Here is a 16,771-nt window from a genome sequence, read left to right as displayed (position 1 = left end):
GTGCTTTTTTATTGCTCAGCAACTAGCAGAAAATATCATATTGTTTATAAGTAAAATAAGTATTAGTTATGAATAATGGACTGGCTCAATTACTCTATTAATGCGCTGATTTAACGCTAATTTTCCAATAATAAAACTTTTACCATCCGGTAAAAAAACAAGAAAAGTCAGTACATTAATTTGAACAAAAATATTGTTAAAGAGATTAAATCTTCTAAAAAACAAGAGTATGATGTGCACAATTTATCTTTTGAGCGCTCATTTTATGTCCAGCTGGTTTCCCAAATGGCGTCCTTATTCAGGTCAAATCGATGCACGTCCAGTCGGTACCAATGAGTATCTCCCTCCTGCTCAAAGTGTGGTCCTGGGTATACAACATGCTTTTGCCATGTTTGGGGCAACGGTTCTTGCACCTTTTTTGATGGGTTTTGATCCGAATCTGGCGATTTTAATGTCAGGCATTTGTACCATCCTGTTTTTCTTGATTACAGGTGGTCGTGTACCCAGTTATTTAGGTTCAAGTTTTGCCTTTATTGGTGTGGTAATTGCTGCAACCGGTTATGCCGCGTCTGGTACAGGTGCAATCAATGCCAATTTGGCTGTGGCTGCTGGCGGCATCATGGCCTGTGGTGTGCTATATGCCATTTTTGGTTTTATTGTCATGGCGACCGGCACCCACTGGATCGAAAAACTGATGCCACCAGTGGTGACTGGCGCTGTGGTGATGATTATCGGTTTAAACCTTGCACCAGTTACAGTTAAAGGCGTAGCTGGCAATAACTTTAATATGTGGATGTCACTGGTGACCGTGCTGTGCATGGGCTCGATTGCCGTATTTACCAAAGGTTTATTGCAACGTCTCTTGTTATTGGTGGGTTTATTATTGGCTTACCTGACGTATTACATTGTTTCCAATGTCATGGGTTATGGCACACCGATCAACTTTACCCCGATTCAACAGGCAGACTGGTTTGGTGTCCCAACTTTCCATTCCCCAGTATTTGATATTAATGCCATGCTCATCATCGCCCCGATTGCTTTGATTCTGGTGGCAGAAAACCTAGGGCATATTAAAGCTGTGGGTGCAATGACCGGTGAAAACCTTGATCCGCATATTGGTAAAGCCTTTATTGCAGATGGTCTTGCCACCACATTATCTGGTGGTGTTGGCGGTCCTGGCATGACCACGTATGGCGAAAACATTGGCGTGATGGCAGTGACCCGTGTCTATTCCACCATCATCTTTGTATTTGCCGGTGTATTTGCAGTGTTCTTGGGTTTATCACCCAAGTTTGGCGCGATTATTCACACTATTCCGACTGCAATTTTAACCGGTGCCTCAATTGTAGTATTTGGTTTAATTACCATTGCCGGGGCAAAAATCTGGATTGAAAACAAAGTAGATTTCTCTAAAAATAAAAATCTGATGGTGGCTGCGGTGACCATTATTTTAGGGACAGGTGATTTTGCACTGCAATTCGGTAGCTTTAACTTAGGTGGTATTGGTACGGCTACATTTGCGGCATTAATACTTAACTGGTTCTTTAGCTTGGGCGATAAATTATAACGATAAATATACATTTTCAGGCGGCCGCAAGGCTGCTTTTTTTATCGCTGATCGCAAGAAAATTTCAGTATAATGAGGTGAATTACACTTAGATGACACCCTACATGCGACTGGACTTTTTTGATCTACAGCTGTTTTTAAATATTATGGACACAGGCAGTCTAACCAAAGGTGCAGAGCGTTCTTCTATTTCCCTGCAAGCTACCAGTGAACGGATTAAAAACTTGAACAACAGTTTGCTGTGCGGTTATTTACCCGTCATGCATCGGTGGTCAAATTGACCATCGCGGGGCAAACTTTTGCAGAGCAAGTACAATTACTGATCAAACAAGGCAAACACCTGCAACAGGTCATGGCACCTTTTGCCGAAGGCCTAAATTCGCAAATGATCTTATGGTGTAACTCGTCGGCACAAAGTGAATATCTTCCCCTGCTTCTTCCGCAATATCGGGTCGAAAACCCCACTATACACATCGATTTAAAAGAAGCAGAAACCAATGATATTATTCAGGCACTGGAAAAAGACACGGCACAATTGGGCTTAATTTCGAGTTTTTTTAATTCTGGTCATTTACAAACGCTGGAATTTATCGATGATCCTTTAGTCCTGATTTGCCCCCTGAATCATGAACTAAAAGATCAATCGGCACTGCAATTAGTCGATGTGCTGCATTACCCCTTTGTCGATTTAATGCAATATCATTCCCTGCAACAATCCATTGAAACGCAGGCAAAATTATTAGGCTACACAATTCAGTACTGTTTACGTTTACCCAATTTTGCCGCGATTGCCCAAGTAGTTGCCAATGAGGTCGGTATTGCGATCATGCCGAAACGCGCTGCCAATCGTTTAAAGAAGGTTTATGCATTTCATCAGGTTGAGCTGACTGGAGACTGGGCAAACTGAAAGCTGTTATTGGCCGCCAGAAATTTTGGCTAATTGCCCATATCCTATCAACATTTCAATCAGTTTTTACTTTTGAAAAAGTCCAAGCTACTGATCTGATTTAATTAATAATTATTGTAATTAAAACCTGGTTTTAGATCATTCCAAACTGGTGCAACACCATATAGCCACCAAAAATTACCAGGCCACAAAAAAACACTTTACGGAATTTCTGCTCAGGAATGCGATAACGAATTTTTGTGCCCAGCCACATTCCCAGCAAAGCAGGCAAGAGCGCAATCACTGACATTTTATAGTCAATCGGAATACCTTCGACTGGATTTTGCTGTAGAAAAACCGCGAGGCAAATGGTTGAGATGGTAAAAGCCAAACCTAAGGATTGCACCAGCTCATCACGTTTTAAATGCAGCGATTGCAAATAAGGAACCACCGGAATCACCACCACGCCGGTTGCCACCGTCAGCGCGCCACCTAGATAGCCGATTATTGGAGATAGCCATTTTTCATAGGGTGCAAGGTTCGGCATATTTTTAGAAAATAACCCGTACAACCCATACAATCCCAGCATTCCACCGAGTAAAGCCTCACTTTGAAATTCGCCATGTCCAAGTGTGGGGAAGATACTCCAGATCGAACCGATAATAATACCGAGCAACAAGGGCCAAAAACGGCGAACCAGTTTCAGCACCTGACCTTCTGCAAACAGTTGCCAAAAATTGGTGACCATTGAGGGCACAATAAGCAAAGTCGCAGCTTGGAAAGGGCTAATAAAAATCGTCAGCAAGCCCATGGAAACAGCAGGTAAACCCAAGCCAATCGTACCTTTAATCATGCCGGCAATGGCAAATACCGCAATGATAAATCCAACCATGCTCAACACTCTTCAAATCGTAGCATTATGCTAGATGAATCGGGAAAATTGAAACATCATTGTTTTTTGGACTCAGCCTCAAGGAAAAATTGAGGCCAATTTAACCCTCACATGTTAGAAATATGACAAAATGTTAATTTTTGATTAAAAATTGGTCAATTAGTTGTATAATTACATAAAAATTCACTCAATTAATAACATATTTATAAGTTCTTCTTAACTCCCTGATTTCTAAATTATCCCTTCTGCTTTTCACACTTTTCTAGTGCCAATTTTTGGGGGTTCACACCCCCATATTTGCTTTTTTAAGTGACAAAGCAGGTGGATATTTGATCAAAAAGCTTTTAAAGTACCAATTCCTGATGATCAGGCGATATGTAATAACATATCATTTATATAGATTTAAGGAAAAAATATTGGTATTTCAGTTCTGAAAAATGCTGTCTATTTTTTCTAAAAGCAATTGAAGATAAGGTAGAAATTTAAGAATGATTTATGATGTACATCATAGCAATACGATTAATGCTGCAAACCAGAATATTGCAGTGATCTCCCAGAAATATCAAGATAATCAAGCTGGTTTAACAGCCAAGAATCCACCGAAGAATAAAGGTATCCCTTATCTTGATGTGCGTAAATTTACCCAGAAGTTACATAGCATGTCGTCAGCCACCAGTACCAAAAAATGTGCACGAAGCATTCGTATTGCATTACAGTCAGCAGGCGCCAGAATTTTAAACCACCCTGTGGCAGCTGCAGATTGGGGTCATACACTCCAGAGCATTGGCTACAAGAAGATCAAACAGTCATTTGATCAACCGCAGGAAGGCGACATTTATATTATTAACAGAACCCAAAAACATGTATATGGCCATATTGCTGCCTATACCGGTCGCCAATGGGTTTCTGATTTTCGCCAAAACAGCCATGCGGTGTATAGGAATGATCAGGTGAGCTATACCTATTACCGACTGGCGTAATAGCTGAATCGCACACTTCGAATAGACACCTTTTAAGGTGTCTTTTTTATCGCATATTGGGCATTCGCCTCAATCAAATTAGGGTCTAATCTCTTTCAACTCGCGTTGAATAAAACGTTGAATCATTTCTCTATATAAATGTTCGACCAGATCCGGATCGGTGCCCAGCTCAATCGCTTGTGCGCGCACTTTGTTAATCACTTGCTCAACCCGTTCCGGCGACTGCACATCCTGCACAGTGCGTTTAAAGCGTACCGCCTGTTCCACATAAAATTGACGGGTTGCAATCATGTCAATTAGTGCAGTATCAATGGCATCAATTTTTTCACGCGCTTGTTCTAAAGACTCACATTTTTCTTTTTTCATCTTTTCTATCATCATTTTCACTTTTATATTGGTCTTCTAAAACATTGCTAAAAATGCTTTCAATCATCCAGACACGGTATAAGCTGTTAAACACATAACTTTGGCCGTCAATGCGAAGTTCAAGCACAGGAAAATCAGGCTGTGATTTCATTTCACAGAGTATGTCATTTTCTTTGAGTTTGGCAGTGATATCTTCATGGATTAATTCATTGATCTCTAAATCACGCTGCATCTGATCAAAATGTGACTTAAACGACATATCCTTGCCCTGGGTCCATACCGCTTGCAAAATGCGATACATCGCTTCAACACGCTGATCTTCGGGCACACTATAAAACAGTTGCGCCATCTCAAAAGTGGCGGACTGGGTAGGACGACAAAATGGAGTAAATTTCACTTGGGTGCGTTTTGAAAGACGAGTCGCCAGACTCCAGTCAAACAGATCACGCCCATGATAAGAAATAGGATAAACATTCAGCTGAATATTATAATAATTTGCCAGTTCTTCTTTAATATAAGCCAACAGTAACCAGGAGATAGGATCTTCAAGCGCAATATACAAATCCAGTTCTGGGTCTAGCGCCTGAATTTCATTCAGTTCTTCTGCATCACTAATCAAATGTTCACGCCAATCAATATGATTAATCAGAAAGATGGGATTTCCGGTCAGCAGTTTTTGTTGTTTTAAACGGCGCACCAGTCGAAGTAGATCATCGACCGCATAGTATTTGCGCTGACCAAATTCGAAATAGCTGGCCAAAACTTCGTCATCGTTAAAAATACGTTCTGGAAAGTCTTGAGCCGTGTGATGACGACTGGCCATGGCATACAAAGTACGTAATTTCCCATACTGTTTTTGCCACAGCATGTGAAATACATCTTCAAGTAAATAGAGAAAATCTTGACCACGTAATGGAGTGTTGCGAAGGATGGTTTCCGCCTGTCTTATAGCATCAAGCGGGGGTTGTTCTGGGGTTTCATGGAAACTAAAGCGATGCTGTTTAGAGAGAATTTTGGCATCGTTTAAGCAGTAATTTTGCCACTCACTTGCGGACATATGATTGGGCGGTTCTGCCGTTCGGCTGGAAATAATCACTTTTAGAGGTTTGAGTTTATCACTCAAAATTTCCTCAAGTTCAGGCAACTGCTGTACAGCCAAATAGCTATACACATCATCCAAACGTAAATGGATACTTAAACCCTGTTCCGTAGATAACACCACTTTACGAGTCGGCTTTTGGTAAAACCAACGCGATCGAAGTGGATCAAACCAACGGCGCAACAGTGACATGAGATAAGCCTCGAAAAAACCCTTGTAGTGCTGCAAGGGTTTATAACAATTTGTTAGGGAATGATCAATTATACATCTAAATTTAGATCCGTAACTGCCCCTTTTTCAGCTCCGGTGGTCAATTTGGCAAACTTCGCCAAAGCACCGTAGGTATAATTCGGCTTTGGTTTCACCCAAGCGGCATGACGTGCTGCCATTTCTTCATCGGAAATATGCAAAGTCATTTCTCGGGTTTCAGCATTAATGGAAATTTTATCGCCATTTTTAACCAAACCGATCGGACCACCTTCATAGGCTTCCGGGGTCACATGACCAATGACAAAACCATGGCTCCCTCCAGAAAAACGACCATCGGTAAGGAGGGCAACAGATTTACCTAGTCCCTTACCAATAATCGCCGATGTCGGTTTGAGCATTTCTGGCATTCCTGGACCACCCTTTGGTCCTTCACCACGAATGACCACGACTTCGCCTTCTTGCACTTCGCCATCCAGGATTCCGCGCATAGCACCGATTTCACCTTCGAACACGCGTGCCGGACCTTCGAAATACAGACCTTCTTTACCGGTAATTTTTGCCACTGCACCCGTTGGTGACAAGTTACCTTTTAAAACCACCAGATGAGAGTCTTTTTTGATTGGTGCATCAAATGGCAGAATGATTTGCTGATCTTCAGGATAATCTTCAACATTGGCCAGATTTTCAGCCAAGGTTTTACCTGTCACGGTTAAGCAAGAACCATCCAGCATGCCGGCATCCAGCATACGTTTCATCAATGGCTGAATACCACCTATTGCAATCAGTTCAGACATCAAGTATTTACCAGATGGACGCACATCTGCCACCACAGGAATGTCCTTTCCAATACGCACAAAATCATCTAGTGACAGTTCAACACCTGCAGTATGTGCCATGGCCAATAAATGCAGCACACCATTGGTCGAGCCACCCAGTGTGATTAACACTTTAATGGAATTTTCAAATGCTGCTTTGGTCATGATGTCGCGCGGTTTAATGTCCAAGCGCAGCAAGTTCATCACCGCTTCACCGGCACGCAAACAGTCAGTTTTCTTCTCTTCGGAAACCGCTTCCTGTGCAGATGAGCCCGGCAAGCTCATGCCAAGTGCTTCAATGGCAGAGGCCATGGAGTTTGCGGTGTACATGCCGCCACATGAACCCGGTCCTGGCAATGCCACTTCCTCAATTTGCTTAACCTGAATTTCGTTGATCTCACCTTTGGCATACTGACCGACTGCTTCAAATACGGAAATCATATCGGTATGATCCACACCCGGTTTAATGGTTCCGCCATAAATAAACAAACCCGGACGGTTTAAACGTGCCAGACCCATGATGCAACCCGGCATGTTTTTGTCACAACCACCAATCGCAATCACGCCATCATAAGCCTGACAACCGACAACGGCTTCAATCGAATCTGCAATAATTTCACGCGAAACCAGTGAGTATTTCATGCCTTCGGTACCGTTCGAGATGCCGTCAGAAATAGTAATGGTATTGAAGATAATCCCTTTACCATTTGCGGCATTGACGCCTTTTTCCACTTCACGTGCCAGCCCATCAATATGCATATTACATGGCGTGACATTGGCCCAAGTGGAAGCGATCCCAATAAATGGACGGGTAAAATCTTCATCCTGAAAACCTGTGGCACGCATCATGGAACGTGCAGGGGCATTTTCAATTCCTTCATACACCGGTGCGGAATGCTCGCGGATATTCTCTTTACTCATTATTTTATTCCTTGACGATGACCGATTTTAAGCTTCAGTCTAGAGCAATTTATTCTAAAATCATTGTATAGAATGCCTATGATATGTAAAAGTATATGATTGTAGATCCAAGCTCCGTGATTTTTCCATACAGTCACACTTTAGATCTAGGGCGATAGGTTGTTTCCCGATATGACATCCCTGTCATACTGGGAACATGCGACCTCCTGTCATATTCCAGGAAACGAATAACAGTAAATATTCAAATGAGATTGCATAAAAAAAGCACCCCATCTGGAGTGCTTTTTTAATCTGTAAAAACTACAAATTAGATTTCACGTACCGCGCCTTTTGCTGCACTTGTAGTATGCATCGCATAAGCTTTGAGTGCTTTCGAAATTTTACGTGGACGTTCTTCTACTGGATGCCAGCCTTTTTGCTCTTGCACTTCACGGCGCGCAGCCATGGTTGCTTCATCCACTGCTAAGTGAATGGTACGGTTGGGAATATCAATTTCGATACGGTCGCCATCTTCAACCAGACCAATGGCACCGCCTTCAGCCGCTTCAGGTGACACATGACCAATCGATAGACCTGATGAACCACCAGAGAAACGACCATCGGTCAATAAGGCACATTCCTTACCCAAACCTTTCGATTTGAGGTAACTGGTTGGGTACAGCATTTCCTGCATACCCGGACCACCGCGTGGACCTTCGTAGCGAATAACCACTACATCGCCTGCTTTCACTACACCACCGAGTACTGCATCCACGGCTGCATCCTGACTTTCAAAGACACGTGCTGTACCGTTGAATTTCAAAATAGATTCATCTACACCGGCAGTTTTTACGATACAGCCATCCAGAGCAATGTTGCCGTAAAGGACTGCCAAACCACCGTCTTTCGAGAAGGCATGTTCTGCATTACGAATCACACCCGTTTCACGGTTGCCATCTAAAGTTTGATAGTAGCGATCTTGCGAGAAGGCAGTTTGAGTCGGTACACCGCCCGGTGCTGAACGGAAGAATTGATACACTTCCGGATCTTCAGTACGGATGATGTCCCATTTATCCAAAGCATCTTTAAGCGTTTTTTCATGAACCGTCGGAACATCGGTGATTAACAGACCTGCGCGGTCCAGCTCACCGAGGATTGACATAATACCGCCGGCACGATGCACATCTTCCATATGCACGTCTTGTTTTGCAGGCGCAACTTTACACAGTACAGGCACTTTACGCGATAAACGGTCAATGTCATCCATCGTAAAGTCAACGCCTGCTTCGTTTGCAGCGGCTAACAAATGTAGAACCGTATTGGTTGAACCACCCATCGCGATATCCAAAGTCATGGCATTTTCATACGATGCTTTGGTGGCAATTGAGCGTGGCAGAACGCTGTAATCATCTTGTTCATAATGACGTTTAGCAAGCTCAACAATCAGTTGACCAGCACGCTCAAATAATTTTTGACGGTTGGCATGGGTTGCAAGTGTAGAACCATTCCCCGGTAAAGACAGACCTAAAGCTTCAGTCAAACAGTTCATGGAGTTGGCGGTGAACATGCCGGAACATGAACCACAGGTTGGACATGCCGAACGTTCGTATTCAGCCACTTCTTCATCGGTATAGTTGTCATCTGCGGCAACAATCATCGCGTCGATCAAATCGATGGCTTTTTCGTTACCACGGATTTTGACTTTACCCGCTTCCATTGGACCGCCAGACACAAACACCACAGGAATGTTCAGGCGCATCGCTGCCATCAACATCCCCGGGGTGATTTTGTCACAGTTGGAAATACAAACCATGGCATCAGCACAATGTGCATTAACCATATACTCAACCGAGTCAGCAATCAGATCACGTGAAGGCAGTGAATACAGCATGCCATCATGACCCATCGCAATCCCGTCATCTACGGCAATGGTATTGAATTCTTTGGCTACACCGCCTGATGCTTCAATTTGACGTGCCACAAGCTGGCCTAAGTCTTTCAAATGGACGTGACCCGGTACAAACTGAGTGAAAGAGTTGACCACCGCAATAATCGGTTTACCAAAATCCTCATCTTTCATGCCGGTTGCACGCCATAAGCCACGTGCGCCAGCCATATTTCTTCCGTGTGTCGATGTTTTTGAACGATAGTCAGGCATTGTGTATTTCCAACAAAGTGTGTGCTCGAAATGAATTCTAGAATTCAATCTGGCTGAATGATACTGATATATAACGCTAAATCAGTCGAAATATAGACATATCTTACTACAGGTTGCGGTAAGGCAAAGTCCCATCAGCATAATCTTTTATGAGAGAAATCTATGGATGTTTCGACGATTGATATAAAATAAATTGATACTGAAAGCTAATATAACGCCATAACCCTGAATTAAATACAAAACTTTCATGAATAATTTTTTAATTTTGCATTACTTTATTTTATTACTAATCACGCTTTCATCAAGATCTATTTTCAAAAACCTGTGATAAAGATCTGAGTTTCAGTGGATTGTGACTTCCTGCACACGATCTTAGGTCTCACTGTGCTTTTGCCCTATAATAAGCTAAGTTTATTTGGAATTTCATGTGTGAAAATCATCTTTGCGGGTACACCAGAATTTGCAGCAGTCGCCTTAGACGCGTTATTAAAAACAGAACATGAAATTGTTGCGGTATATACCCAACCTGACCGCAAAGCAGGTCGTGGGCAAAAACTGAGTGCATCTGCAGTCAAGCAGCTGGCTTTAGAACACAACCTTCCGGTTTATCAACCTCTCCATTTTAAATCATCGACTGAAGAAGGTCTGGCAGCACAGGCTGAACTGAAAGCTTTAAATGCGGATGTAATGGTGGTTGCAGCCTATGGCCTGATCTTGCCGCAAGTGGTTTTAGACATGCCTAAATATGGCTGCCTCAATATTCATGGCTCTTTATTGCCACGCTGGCGTGGTGCTGCACCGATTCAACGCGCCATTGCAACCGGCGATAGCGAAACAGGCGTGACCATTATGAAAATGGCTGCGGGCCTGGATACCGGTGACATGATGTATAAAACCATCTGCCCGATTGAAGCCACAGATACCTCGGCAACTTTGCATGACAAATTAGCGGTACAAGGAGCAACTGCAATTACCGTTGTTTTAGAGTCAGAAGAAAAACTGCAACACTATTTAGAAACACGTGAAGTTCAGGATGAAGCCTTGACTGTCTATGCACATAAACTGTCAAAAGCGGAAGCTCAGATTGACTGGTCTATCGATGCAGTACAAATCGACCGTAATATTCGCGCCTTTAATCCATGGCCTGTGGCATTTATCGTACTGGATGAGAAAAACAACCTGCGTGTCTGGAACTCCCAGTTATCCAATGCCACTGCAGAAAATGCTCAACTGGGCGAAATCATTGCAATTGATAAACACGGCGTCCATGTTGCTTGTGCAAATAACACTGTAATCACGCTAACTGCTTTACAATGGCCGGGTGGCAAACCGCTGAATGCCGTACAAATTTTACAAACTCAAAAACTGAATATCGGACAAATTTTATAATGAGACAATCTCCCCACGCCTCTGGTAAGACTTTAAACTTACGTGCTCAGGTTGTTAAAACGTTATTGGCTGTCCAAAATGGTCAATCACTGGCATCTGTGTTAAATCAGCACATGAATATCGTGTCAGACAAAGACCGCGCGTTATATCACGAACTGGTACTTGGTTGTCTACGCCAGTGGCACGCACTGAAACAGGTGACTTTACCGCTGCTTACTGTACCACTTGAAAATCCAGTGGTTGAAACCTGTTTATATGTTGGTTTATACCAGTTGCTGTGTACTAGGGTAGCTGCCCATGCTGCGATTTCTGAAACAGTAGAAGCCAGCAAACAACTGGGCATGGAAAGTTTAAGTGGCGTGGTGAATGCCATTTTACGCCGTGCAACACGTGAAACTGAGCAGTTCTATGATGTATTGGAAAATGCATCAAATTTACCAAGCTGGTTGGCTAAGCGTTTAAAGAAAGATTGGGGCGATCAATTTGCAGAACTCAGCTACGAGCTTAAACAGGTTGCACCACTGACTTTACGTGTTAATACCCGCCAGGTCAGCCGTGAAGAATATCTCGACATTCTGGAAGATGAAGGCATCGATGCCCATCGTTGTGAACTCTCCGATGTCGGTATTGTGCTGGATGAAAGTATTCATGTGCCGAGTCTGCCTGGCTTTGAAGCTGGCGGCTTTTCGGTACAGGATGAACACGCCCAGCTTTGCGCAACTTTAGTACCTAATCTGGACGGCAAATTCGTGATCGATGCCTGTGCAGCACCCGGTGGTAAAACCGCGCATCTTTTAGAGAAATATCAGCCAAAAAAACTGATTGCACTCGACCAAGATGAAAAACGCTTGAAACGTGTATCCGAAAACTTGGAGCGTCTGATTCTTGATGGCAAACACGTGGAAATTATCACCGCAGATGCAGCAACATGGACTGCGCCTGAACTTGCGGATTGCATCGTCTTGGATGCGCCATGTTCAGCGATTGGAGTGATTCGTCGCCATCCGGACATTCGTTTATTGCGTCAGTCGGGTGATATTGCCAAAACTGTTGAGCTACAAAAACAGATTCTTGAAAATATGTGGCAACAGCTGAAAGTCGGTGGCACCCTGCTTTACATTACTTGCTCAATTTTGAAAGCTGAAAATGAACAGCAAATGGTCGATTTCTTTGCCAATCATGCCGATGCGCAAGAACAAAAAATTGATGCGGACTGGGGAATTGAACAAATTCACGGTCGCCAGTTACTGCCAAAAGTGGGTCATGGTGATGGTTTCTTCTATTGCCGTATCCAGAAAATTGCATAACGACACGACATAAAGACGATTTAAATCAAAAAGGTGGCTTTTGAGCCACCTTTTTTGTCTATGCTTTTTGACTATATCTTTTTTAACTGACAAATTTAAAAAGCACTAAACTGAGCGCTAAGCATGCCATGCCAATAACCAGCCCATATACTGTTTCATGACCTTGGGCGTATCGTTTTGCTGTGGGTAATAACTCATCCAGTGCCAAAAACACCATCACGCCGCCAATCACACCAAAGACCGCACCATAAATACTAAAACTCATAAACGGTGCCAAAATAAAGTAACCAAGTGCTGCGCCTAATGGCTCCGCTAAAGCAGAAATAAAGCAGGCGCCTAAAGCCCAATCTTTGCGTCCGGTCGCCATATATACCGGCAATGCAATCGCAATACCTTCAGGAATATTATGAATGGCAATGGCCACCGCTAAGGGTGCACCTAAGGTCGGACTTTCTAATGTCGCAAAAAATGTCGCCAAACCTTCAGGGAAGTTGTGTGCCGTAATGGCGAACAAGGTCAGTAAACCGGTACGCCTTAATTGTCGTTGTTCAATCTCGGTGGCATTGTTGGGTTCAATGGTTTCATGCGGATTGGGAATGAAATGATCCAGAAGCAGGACTAGGATCACTCCAAATAAAAAGGCAAAAGTACCCAAGGCAAAACCAAATTTAGGGTCAAAAGCCTGACTAAAAGAGGCAATCGATTTATTTAAAATTTCAGTCAGTGAAACATAGATCATCGCCCCTGCTGCAAAAGCCAAACCGAATGATAACAGGCGATAACTCGGCTGCCTAAAAAATAAAGCCAATACTCCACCAATCACGGTGGCCAATCCGGCAAGGAAGGTCACTGCAAATGCGATCCACACATGGTGCTGCAAAATGGTTTGCATCAATCTGCTCCCTTTCAGAAACAAGAAAGCCACCATCATAAATGATAATGACTTTCATTTGCGTGTATTATCAGTCTTGACTGAATAATCTTAAATTACAGCGTATGTTGATCTTTCACTTCTTCAAGAACCTCATCCAGCTCTTCAGGGTTTTTCATTAAGTGAAGAATCGATAAGGCCAATCCGCCCCACAAGAACACTATCGAGATAATCATCATTACAATTGCTGAAGTATTCATCTTTTCTCTCCTAGCGATCTTTCATTTTGGCTAACACAAACGCCACCACAGCACAGAAAATGATGCAGCCCCAGCCAAACAACCACTGCAGACTTACACTATAGTCACCATAACCTTTTAATAACAAGTTAAAGATGGTCATTCCTAAAGTCACGAGCAAAATCAATGAGGTAATGACAGTTAAGGTAAAATCCCAGCCTTTGCCCAATTGCACTGTTGAAATGGCATTGACGTGATTGCGGATTTCCACCAAGGCTGAACGCTTGAACCAGGCGATACTGATAATTGATATCAACGCACCGCCAATAATGCCGATGTTATTGATGAAATGGTCAATGATATCGACCAGTTTAATCGAATTCACGCTTGAGAATAAAACGATAGAAACCAGTGCACTGCCACCACCGACAATACTGACTGCTTTTTTACGGCTCCATTTCAGCTTGTCCATCATGGCTGAAATTGGAACTTCCAAAATACTCACCATCGATGAAATACCTGCGACAAACAATGAGGTAAAGAACAAGATCCCGAATAAATCCGCCCCTGCACCCAAACTCGAAATAATTTTAGGGAAGGCAATAAAGGCCAGCCCGATACCGCCGCTCACCACATCCTGTACATTGCTATTTGCGGTATAGGCCATAAAGCCAAGCGCTGAGAAAATACCAATACCAGCTAAGATTTCAGTTGAAGCATTGGCAAAGCCCACGATTAAACCAGAACCGGTCAAATTGGTTTTTGGCTTTAAATAAGAAGCATAAGTTACCATGATCCCGAAACCGACTGAAAGCGAGAAGAAGGTATGGCCATACGCCGCCAACCACACTTTATAGTCCATCATCGCAGCCCAGTTCGGGGTGAAGAAGGCATTTAAACCATCCACCGCACCGGGTAAACGAAGCGCTTGAATCACCAAAAGAGTAAATAAGACAAACAACAAGGGCATGAAAATCTTGTTGGAAAGCTCCACGCCTTTTTTCACGCCACCATATAAAATGATTAAGGTCAGTACCCAAATCCCGGCCAATGGCCAGAAAATGTGGCTGACAAAATGCGGGTCAAAACCTGTGGCATCGGAAGTCTGCAAATAGGTTTTAAAGAAGAAACCTTCCGGGTCGCTGCCCCACATTTGACCAATCGAGAAGTAGACATAACTGCCTGCCCAGGTCAAAACACTGGCATAGTACAAACCAATGATGATACAGACGCATACTTGCCACCAGCCGAGGTTTTCGCCCCCCCGGAATAGTTTCCGGTAAGCTTTGGGAGGGGAGTTATGACTTTTATGCCCTACCGCATAATCTAAAAATAAAAGTGGTAAACCTGCAGTGATTAAAGCAATTAAATAAGGAATTAAGAACGCACCACCGCCATTTTCATAAGCGATGTAGGGAAAGCGCCAAATATTACCTAAACCGACAGCCGATCCAACCGCTGCAATAATAAAGCCCGATCGTGATGTCCAGTTTTCACGAGTATCTGTCATAAAACACCTAAACCTTTAGATATCTTTAAATGCTGCTTGTTGTTGAGTTATCTGGCGAGCAAGAAAAGTACCATTCAAAAATTAATTTTTTATGTCTGAAGTTAGTTTTACGCCTTTTGAGCATTCTGGTCTAAATTGCAAACAGGCCGTTATCACAAAATCTTGCTTAAAGTATTTTGCTTCTTTTTGCCTTTCAATGTTTGAACAATACCCATTTTCCAGACCTTTTTCTGTAGTTTTTGCGGTAATTATTTAATTTTATAATCTATAAATTATGAATTGGTTGAAAGGTGGCTTATTTTAACGTCGGTTGGAGTCAGTATGCTTTCTTATTTATTTAGAGGAATGGCAATCAGCATATTTTCAACACACTGATTGCCTAAAATTTTTGTTATTTTTTAATGGCTAAAATACGCTCTTCCTGCATATCACGAATCGCATATTGCACGCCTTCACGTCCCAGACCAGAGTCTTTTACACCACCATAGGGCATGTTGTCGACCCGGAAAGAGGGAATATCATTAATAATCACCCCACCCACATGCAAATGATCCCAGGCATACAGCATTTTATTCAGGTTCTGGGTATATACCCCAGCCTGCAAGCCAAAACGGCTGCTATTGATTTGCTCTATACCTTGTTCAAAGCTTTCATACTTCTCAATAATTGCCACAGGTCCGAACACTTCATCTTTATATACTTCTAAAGAATCGTCGACATTTTCAAGCAAAGTCGGTTCAAACATCACTCCATTCAGCTCACCACCGACCAGCAGGTTAGCACCTTTTTTTACTGCCTTATCGACCCATTTTTTCAGACGCAAGGCTTCTGATTCTTTAATCATCGGGCCAACCAACGTACTGTCTAGCCTAGGATCAGCAGCTTTAATTTTTTTCAGCTGAGTCACCAGTTTTGTCTTCAGTTCGGCATAAACATCTGCATGCACCAAAATACGCTGCACACTAATGCACACCTGCCCGGCGTGGTTATAAGCCCCGCCAATCAGACGATTCACCAAAGCATCACTAATTTCAGTGTCCGCATCAATCATCACTGCTGCATTACCGCCCAGCTCCAGGATCACTTTCTTACGCCCGGCACGGGCCTTCATGTCCCAGCCGACCACATCTGAACCGGTAAAACTGAGCAGCTTGAAACGGTCATCGGTGACTAGCACATCGGCAAGTCCACGCGGACAGGGTAAAATTGAAAATGCACCTTTGGGTAAATCGGTCTCTGCCAGAACTTCGGCAATTTTCAAGGCAGAAATAGGAGTTAAGCTGGCCGGTTTAAGCACAAATGGGCAACCGGCTGCAATTGCAGGAGCAATTTTATGCGCAGTTAGATTCAGTGGAAAATTAAACGGACTGATTAATGAGACTGCGCCAACCGGTGCATATTTCATCATGCCTTGATAACCCGATGCCGCGGCTGTTACCGCCAGAGGAATCATGCGCCCATCATCCAGTTGGGTTACCGCATCGGCTGCAATCTGAAAGGTATTGATTAAACGTTCTACTTCAGCCGCAGCTGCCTTGCTCGGCTTTCCACCTTCTGCAATCAGAATTTCGGTCAACTCTGC

The 16,771-nt window shown here is 43.2% G+C and carries 13 protein-coding genes and 1 pseudogene; 5 read left to right on the top strand and 9 right to left on the bottom strand.

The annotated features are described in order from the left end of the window. Positions 1-265: 265 nt before the first annotated feature. Both ACKI4H_RS09125 and ACKI4H_RS09120 read left to right on the top strand, forming a co-directional pair. A complete protein-coding gene (locus ACKI4H_RS09125; protein WP_407305227.1) occupies positions 266-1,567 on the top strand; it encodes a solute carrier family 23 protein in 1,302 nt (433 codons plus the stop codon). A gap of 104 nt (positions 1,568-1,671) precedes the next feature. Continuing rightward, positions 1,672-2,573, top strand: a pseudogene (locus tag ACKI4H_RS09120) (LysR family transcriptional regulator). Between the two features lie 34 nt (positions 2,574-2,607). On the opposite strand, the gene ACKI4H_RS09115 reads toward ACKI4H_RS09120, so the two are convergent. Beyond that, the gene (locus ACKI4H_RS09115; protein WP_407305226.1) at positions 2,608-3,345 is read right to left on the bottom strand and encodes a sulfite exporter TauE/SafE family protein; all 738 of its coding nucleotides are present in this window, start codon (positions 3,343-3,345) and stop codon (positions 2,608-2,610) included. 488 nt (positions 3,346-3,833) lie between these two features. On the opposite strand from ACKI4H_RS09115, the gene ACKI4H_RS09110 reads away from it, so the two are divergent. Further along, positions 3,834-4,325, top strand: coding sequence for a hypothetical protein (locus ACKI4H_RS09110; RefSeq protein WP_407305225.1), 492 nt, complete (start codon positions 3,834-3,836; stop codon positions 4,323-4,325). Between the two features lie 78 nt (positions 4,326-4,403). Here ACKI4H_RS09110 and ACKI4H_RS09105 read toward each other — a convergent pair whose 3' ends face one another. The 4 genes from ACKI4H_RS09105 to ilvD (ACKI4H_RS09090) all read right to left on the bottom strand — a co-directional run bounded on the left by ACKI4H_RS09105 (position 4,404) and on the right by ilvD (ACKI4H_RS09090) (position 9,873). Further along, positions 4,404-4,691 carry a chorismate mutase gene (locus ACKI4H_RS09105; protein ID WP_407305224.1) on the bottom strand — a complete coding sequence of 96 codons (288 nt, stop codon included), beginning with the start codon at positions 4,689-4,691 and terminating at the stop codon, positions 4,404-4,406. Beyond that, positions 4,672-5,982, bottom strand: a complete 1,311-nt coding sequence (locus ACKI4H_RS09100; RefSeq protein WP_407305223.1) for a hypothetical protein — start codon at positions 5,980-5,982, stop codon at positions 4,672-4,674. Before ACKI4H_RS09100 ends, ACKI4H_RS09105 begins: the two co-directional genes overlap by 20 nt. A 68-nt stretch (positions 5,983-6,050) precedes the next feature. Further along, entirely contained in the window at positions 6,051-7,736 is a 1,686-nt protein-coding gene (ilvD, locus tag ACKI4H_RS09095; RefSeq protein WP_407305222.1) for a dihydroxy-acid dehydratase, read from the bottom strand. Between the two features lie 307 nt (positions 7,737-8,043). Beyond that, positions 8,044-9,873 (bottom strand): dihydroxy-acid dehydratase, encoded by a 1,830-nt coding sequence (ilvD, locus tag ACKI4H_RS09090; protein ID WP_407305221.1) that lies wholly within the window; start codon positions 9,871-9,873, stop codon positions 8,044-8,046. Between the two features lie 429 nt (positions 9,874-10,302). Between ilvD (ACKI4H_RS09090) and fmt the strand changes: the two genes are divergently transcribed. Together fmt and rsmB are read left to right on the top strand one after the other, a co-directional pair. Further along, positions 10,303-11,262, top strand: a complete 960-nt coding sequence (fmt, locus tag ACKI4H_RS09085) for a methionyl-tRNA formyltransferase (protein WP_171536868.1) — start codon at positions 10,303-10,305, stop codon at positions 11,260-11,262. Continuing rightward, on the top strand, positions 11,262-12,569 hold the full coding sequence (gene rsmB, locus ACKI4H_RS09080) for a 16S rRNA (cytosine(967)-C(5))-methyltransferase RsmB (protein ID WP_407305220.1): 1,308 nt from the start codon (positions 11,262-11,264) through the stop codon (positions 12,567-12,569). Before fmt ends, rsmB begins: the two co-directional genes overlap by 1 nt. 82 nt (positions 12,570-12,651) lie before the next feature. Here the strand turns inward: rsmB and zupT are convergent, their stop codons facing one another. From zupT to ACKI4H_RS09060, 4 genes are all read right to left on the bottom strand, one after another. Further along, positions 12,652-13,461 (bottom strand): zinc transporter ZupT, encoded by an 810-nt coding sequence (zupT, locus tag ACKI4H_RS09075; RefSeq protein WP_407305219.1) that lies wholly within the window; start codon positions 13,459-13,461, stop codon positions 12,652-12,654. A gap of 95 nt (positions 13,462-13,556) precedes the next feature. Continuing rightward, positions 13,557-13,700 (bottom strand): methionine/alanine import family NSS transporter small subunit, encoded by a 144-nt coding sequence (locus tag ACKI4H_RS09070; protein WP_407305218.1) that lies wholly within the window; start codon positions 13,698-13,700, stop codon positions 13,557-13,559. Positions 13,701-13,710: 10 nt separating this feature from the next. Continuing rightward, a complete protein-coding gene (locus ACKI4H_RS09065) occupies positions 13,711-15,189 on the bottom strand; it encodes a sodium-dependent transporter (protein WP_407305217.1) in 1,479 nt (492 codons plus the stop codon). Between the two features lie 391 nt (positions 15,190-15,580). Next, positions 15,581-16,771, bottom strand: a 1,191-nt coding sequence (locus ACKI4H_RS09060) for an aldehyde dehydrogenase family protein (protein ID WP_407305216.1), incomplete at its 5' end; no start/stop codon positions are given.

The organism is Acinetobacter sp. (genome assembly GCF_045628685.1).
GTDB lineage: Bacteria > Pseudomonadota > Gammaproteobacteria > Pseudomonadales > Moraxellaceae > Acinetobacter.
This window is presented reverse-complemented; position numbering and strand designations above follow the sequence as displayed.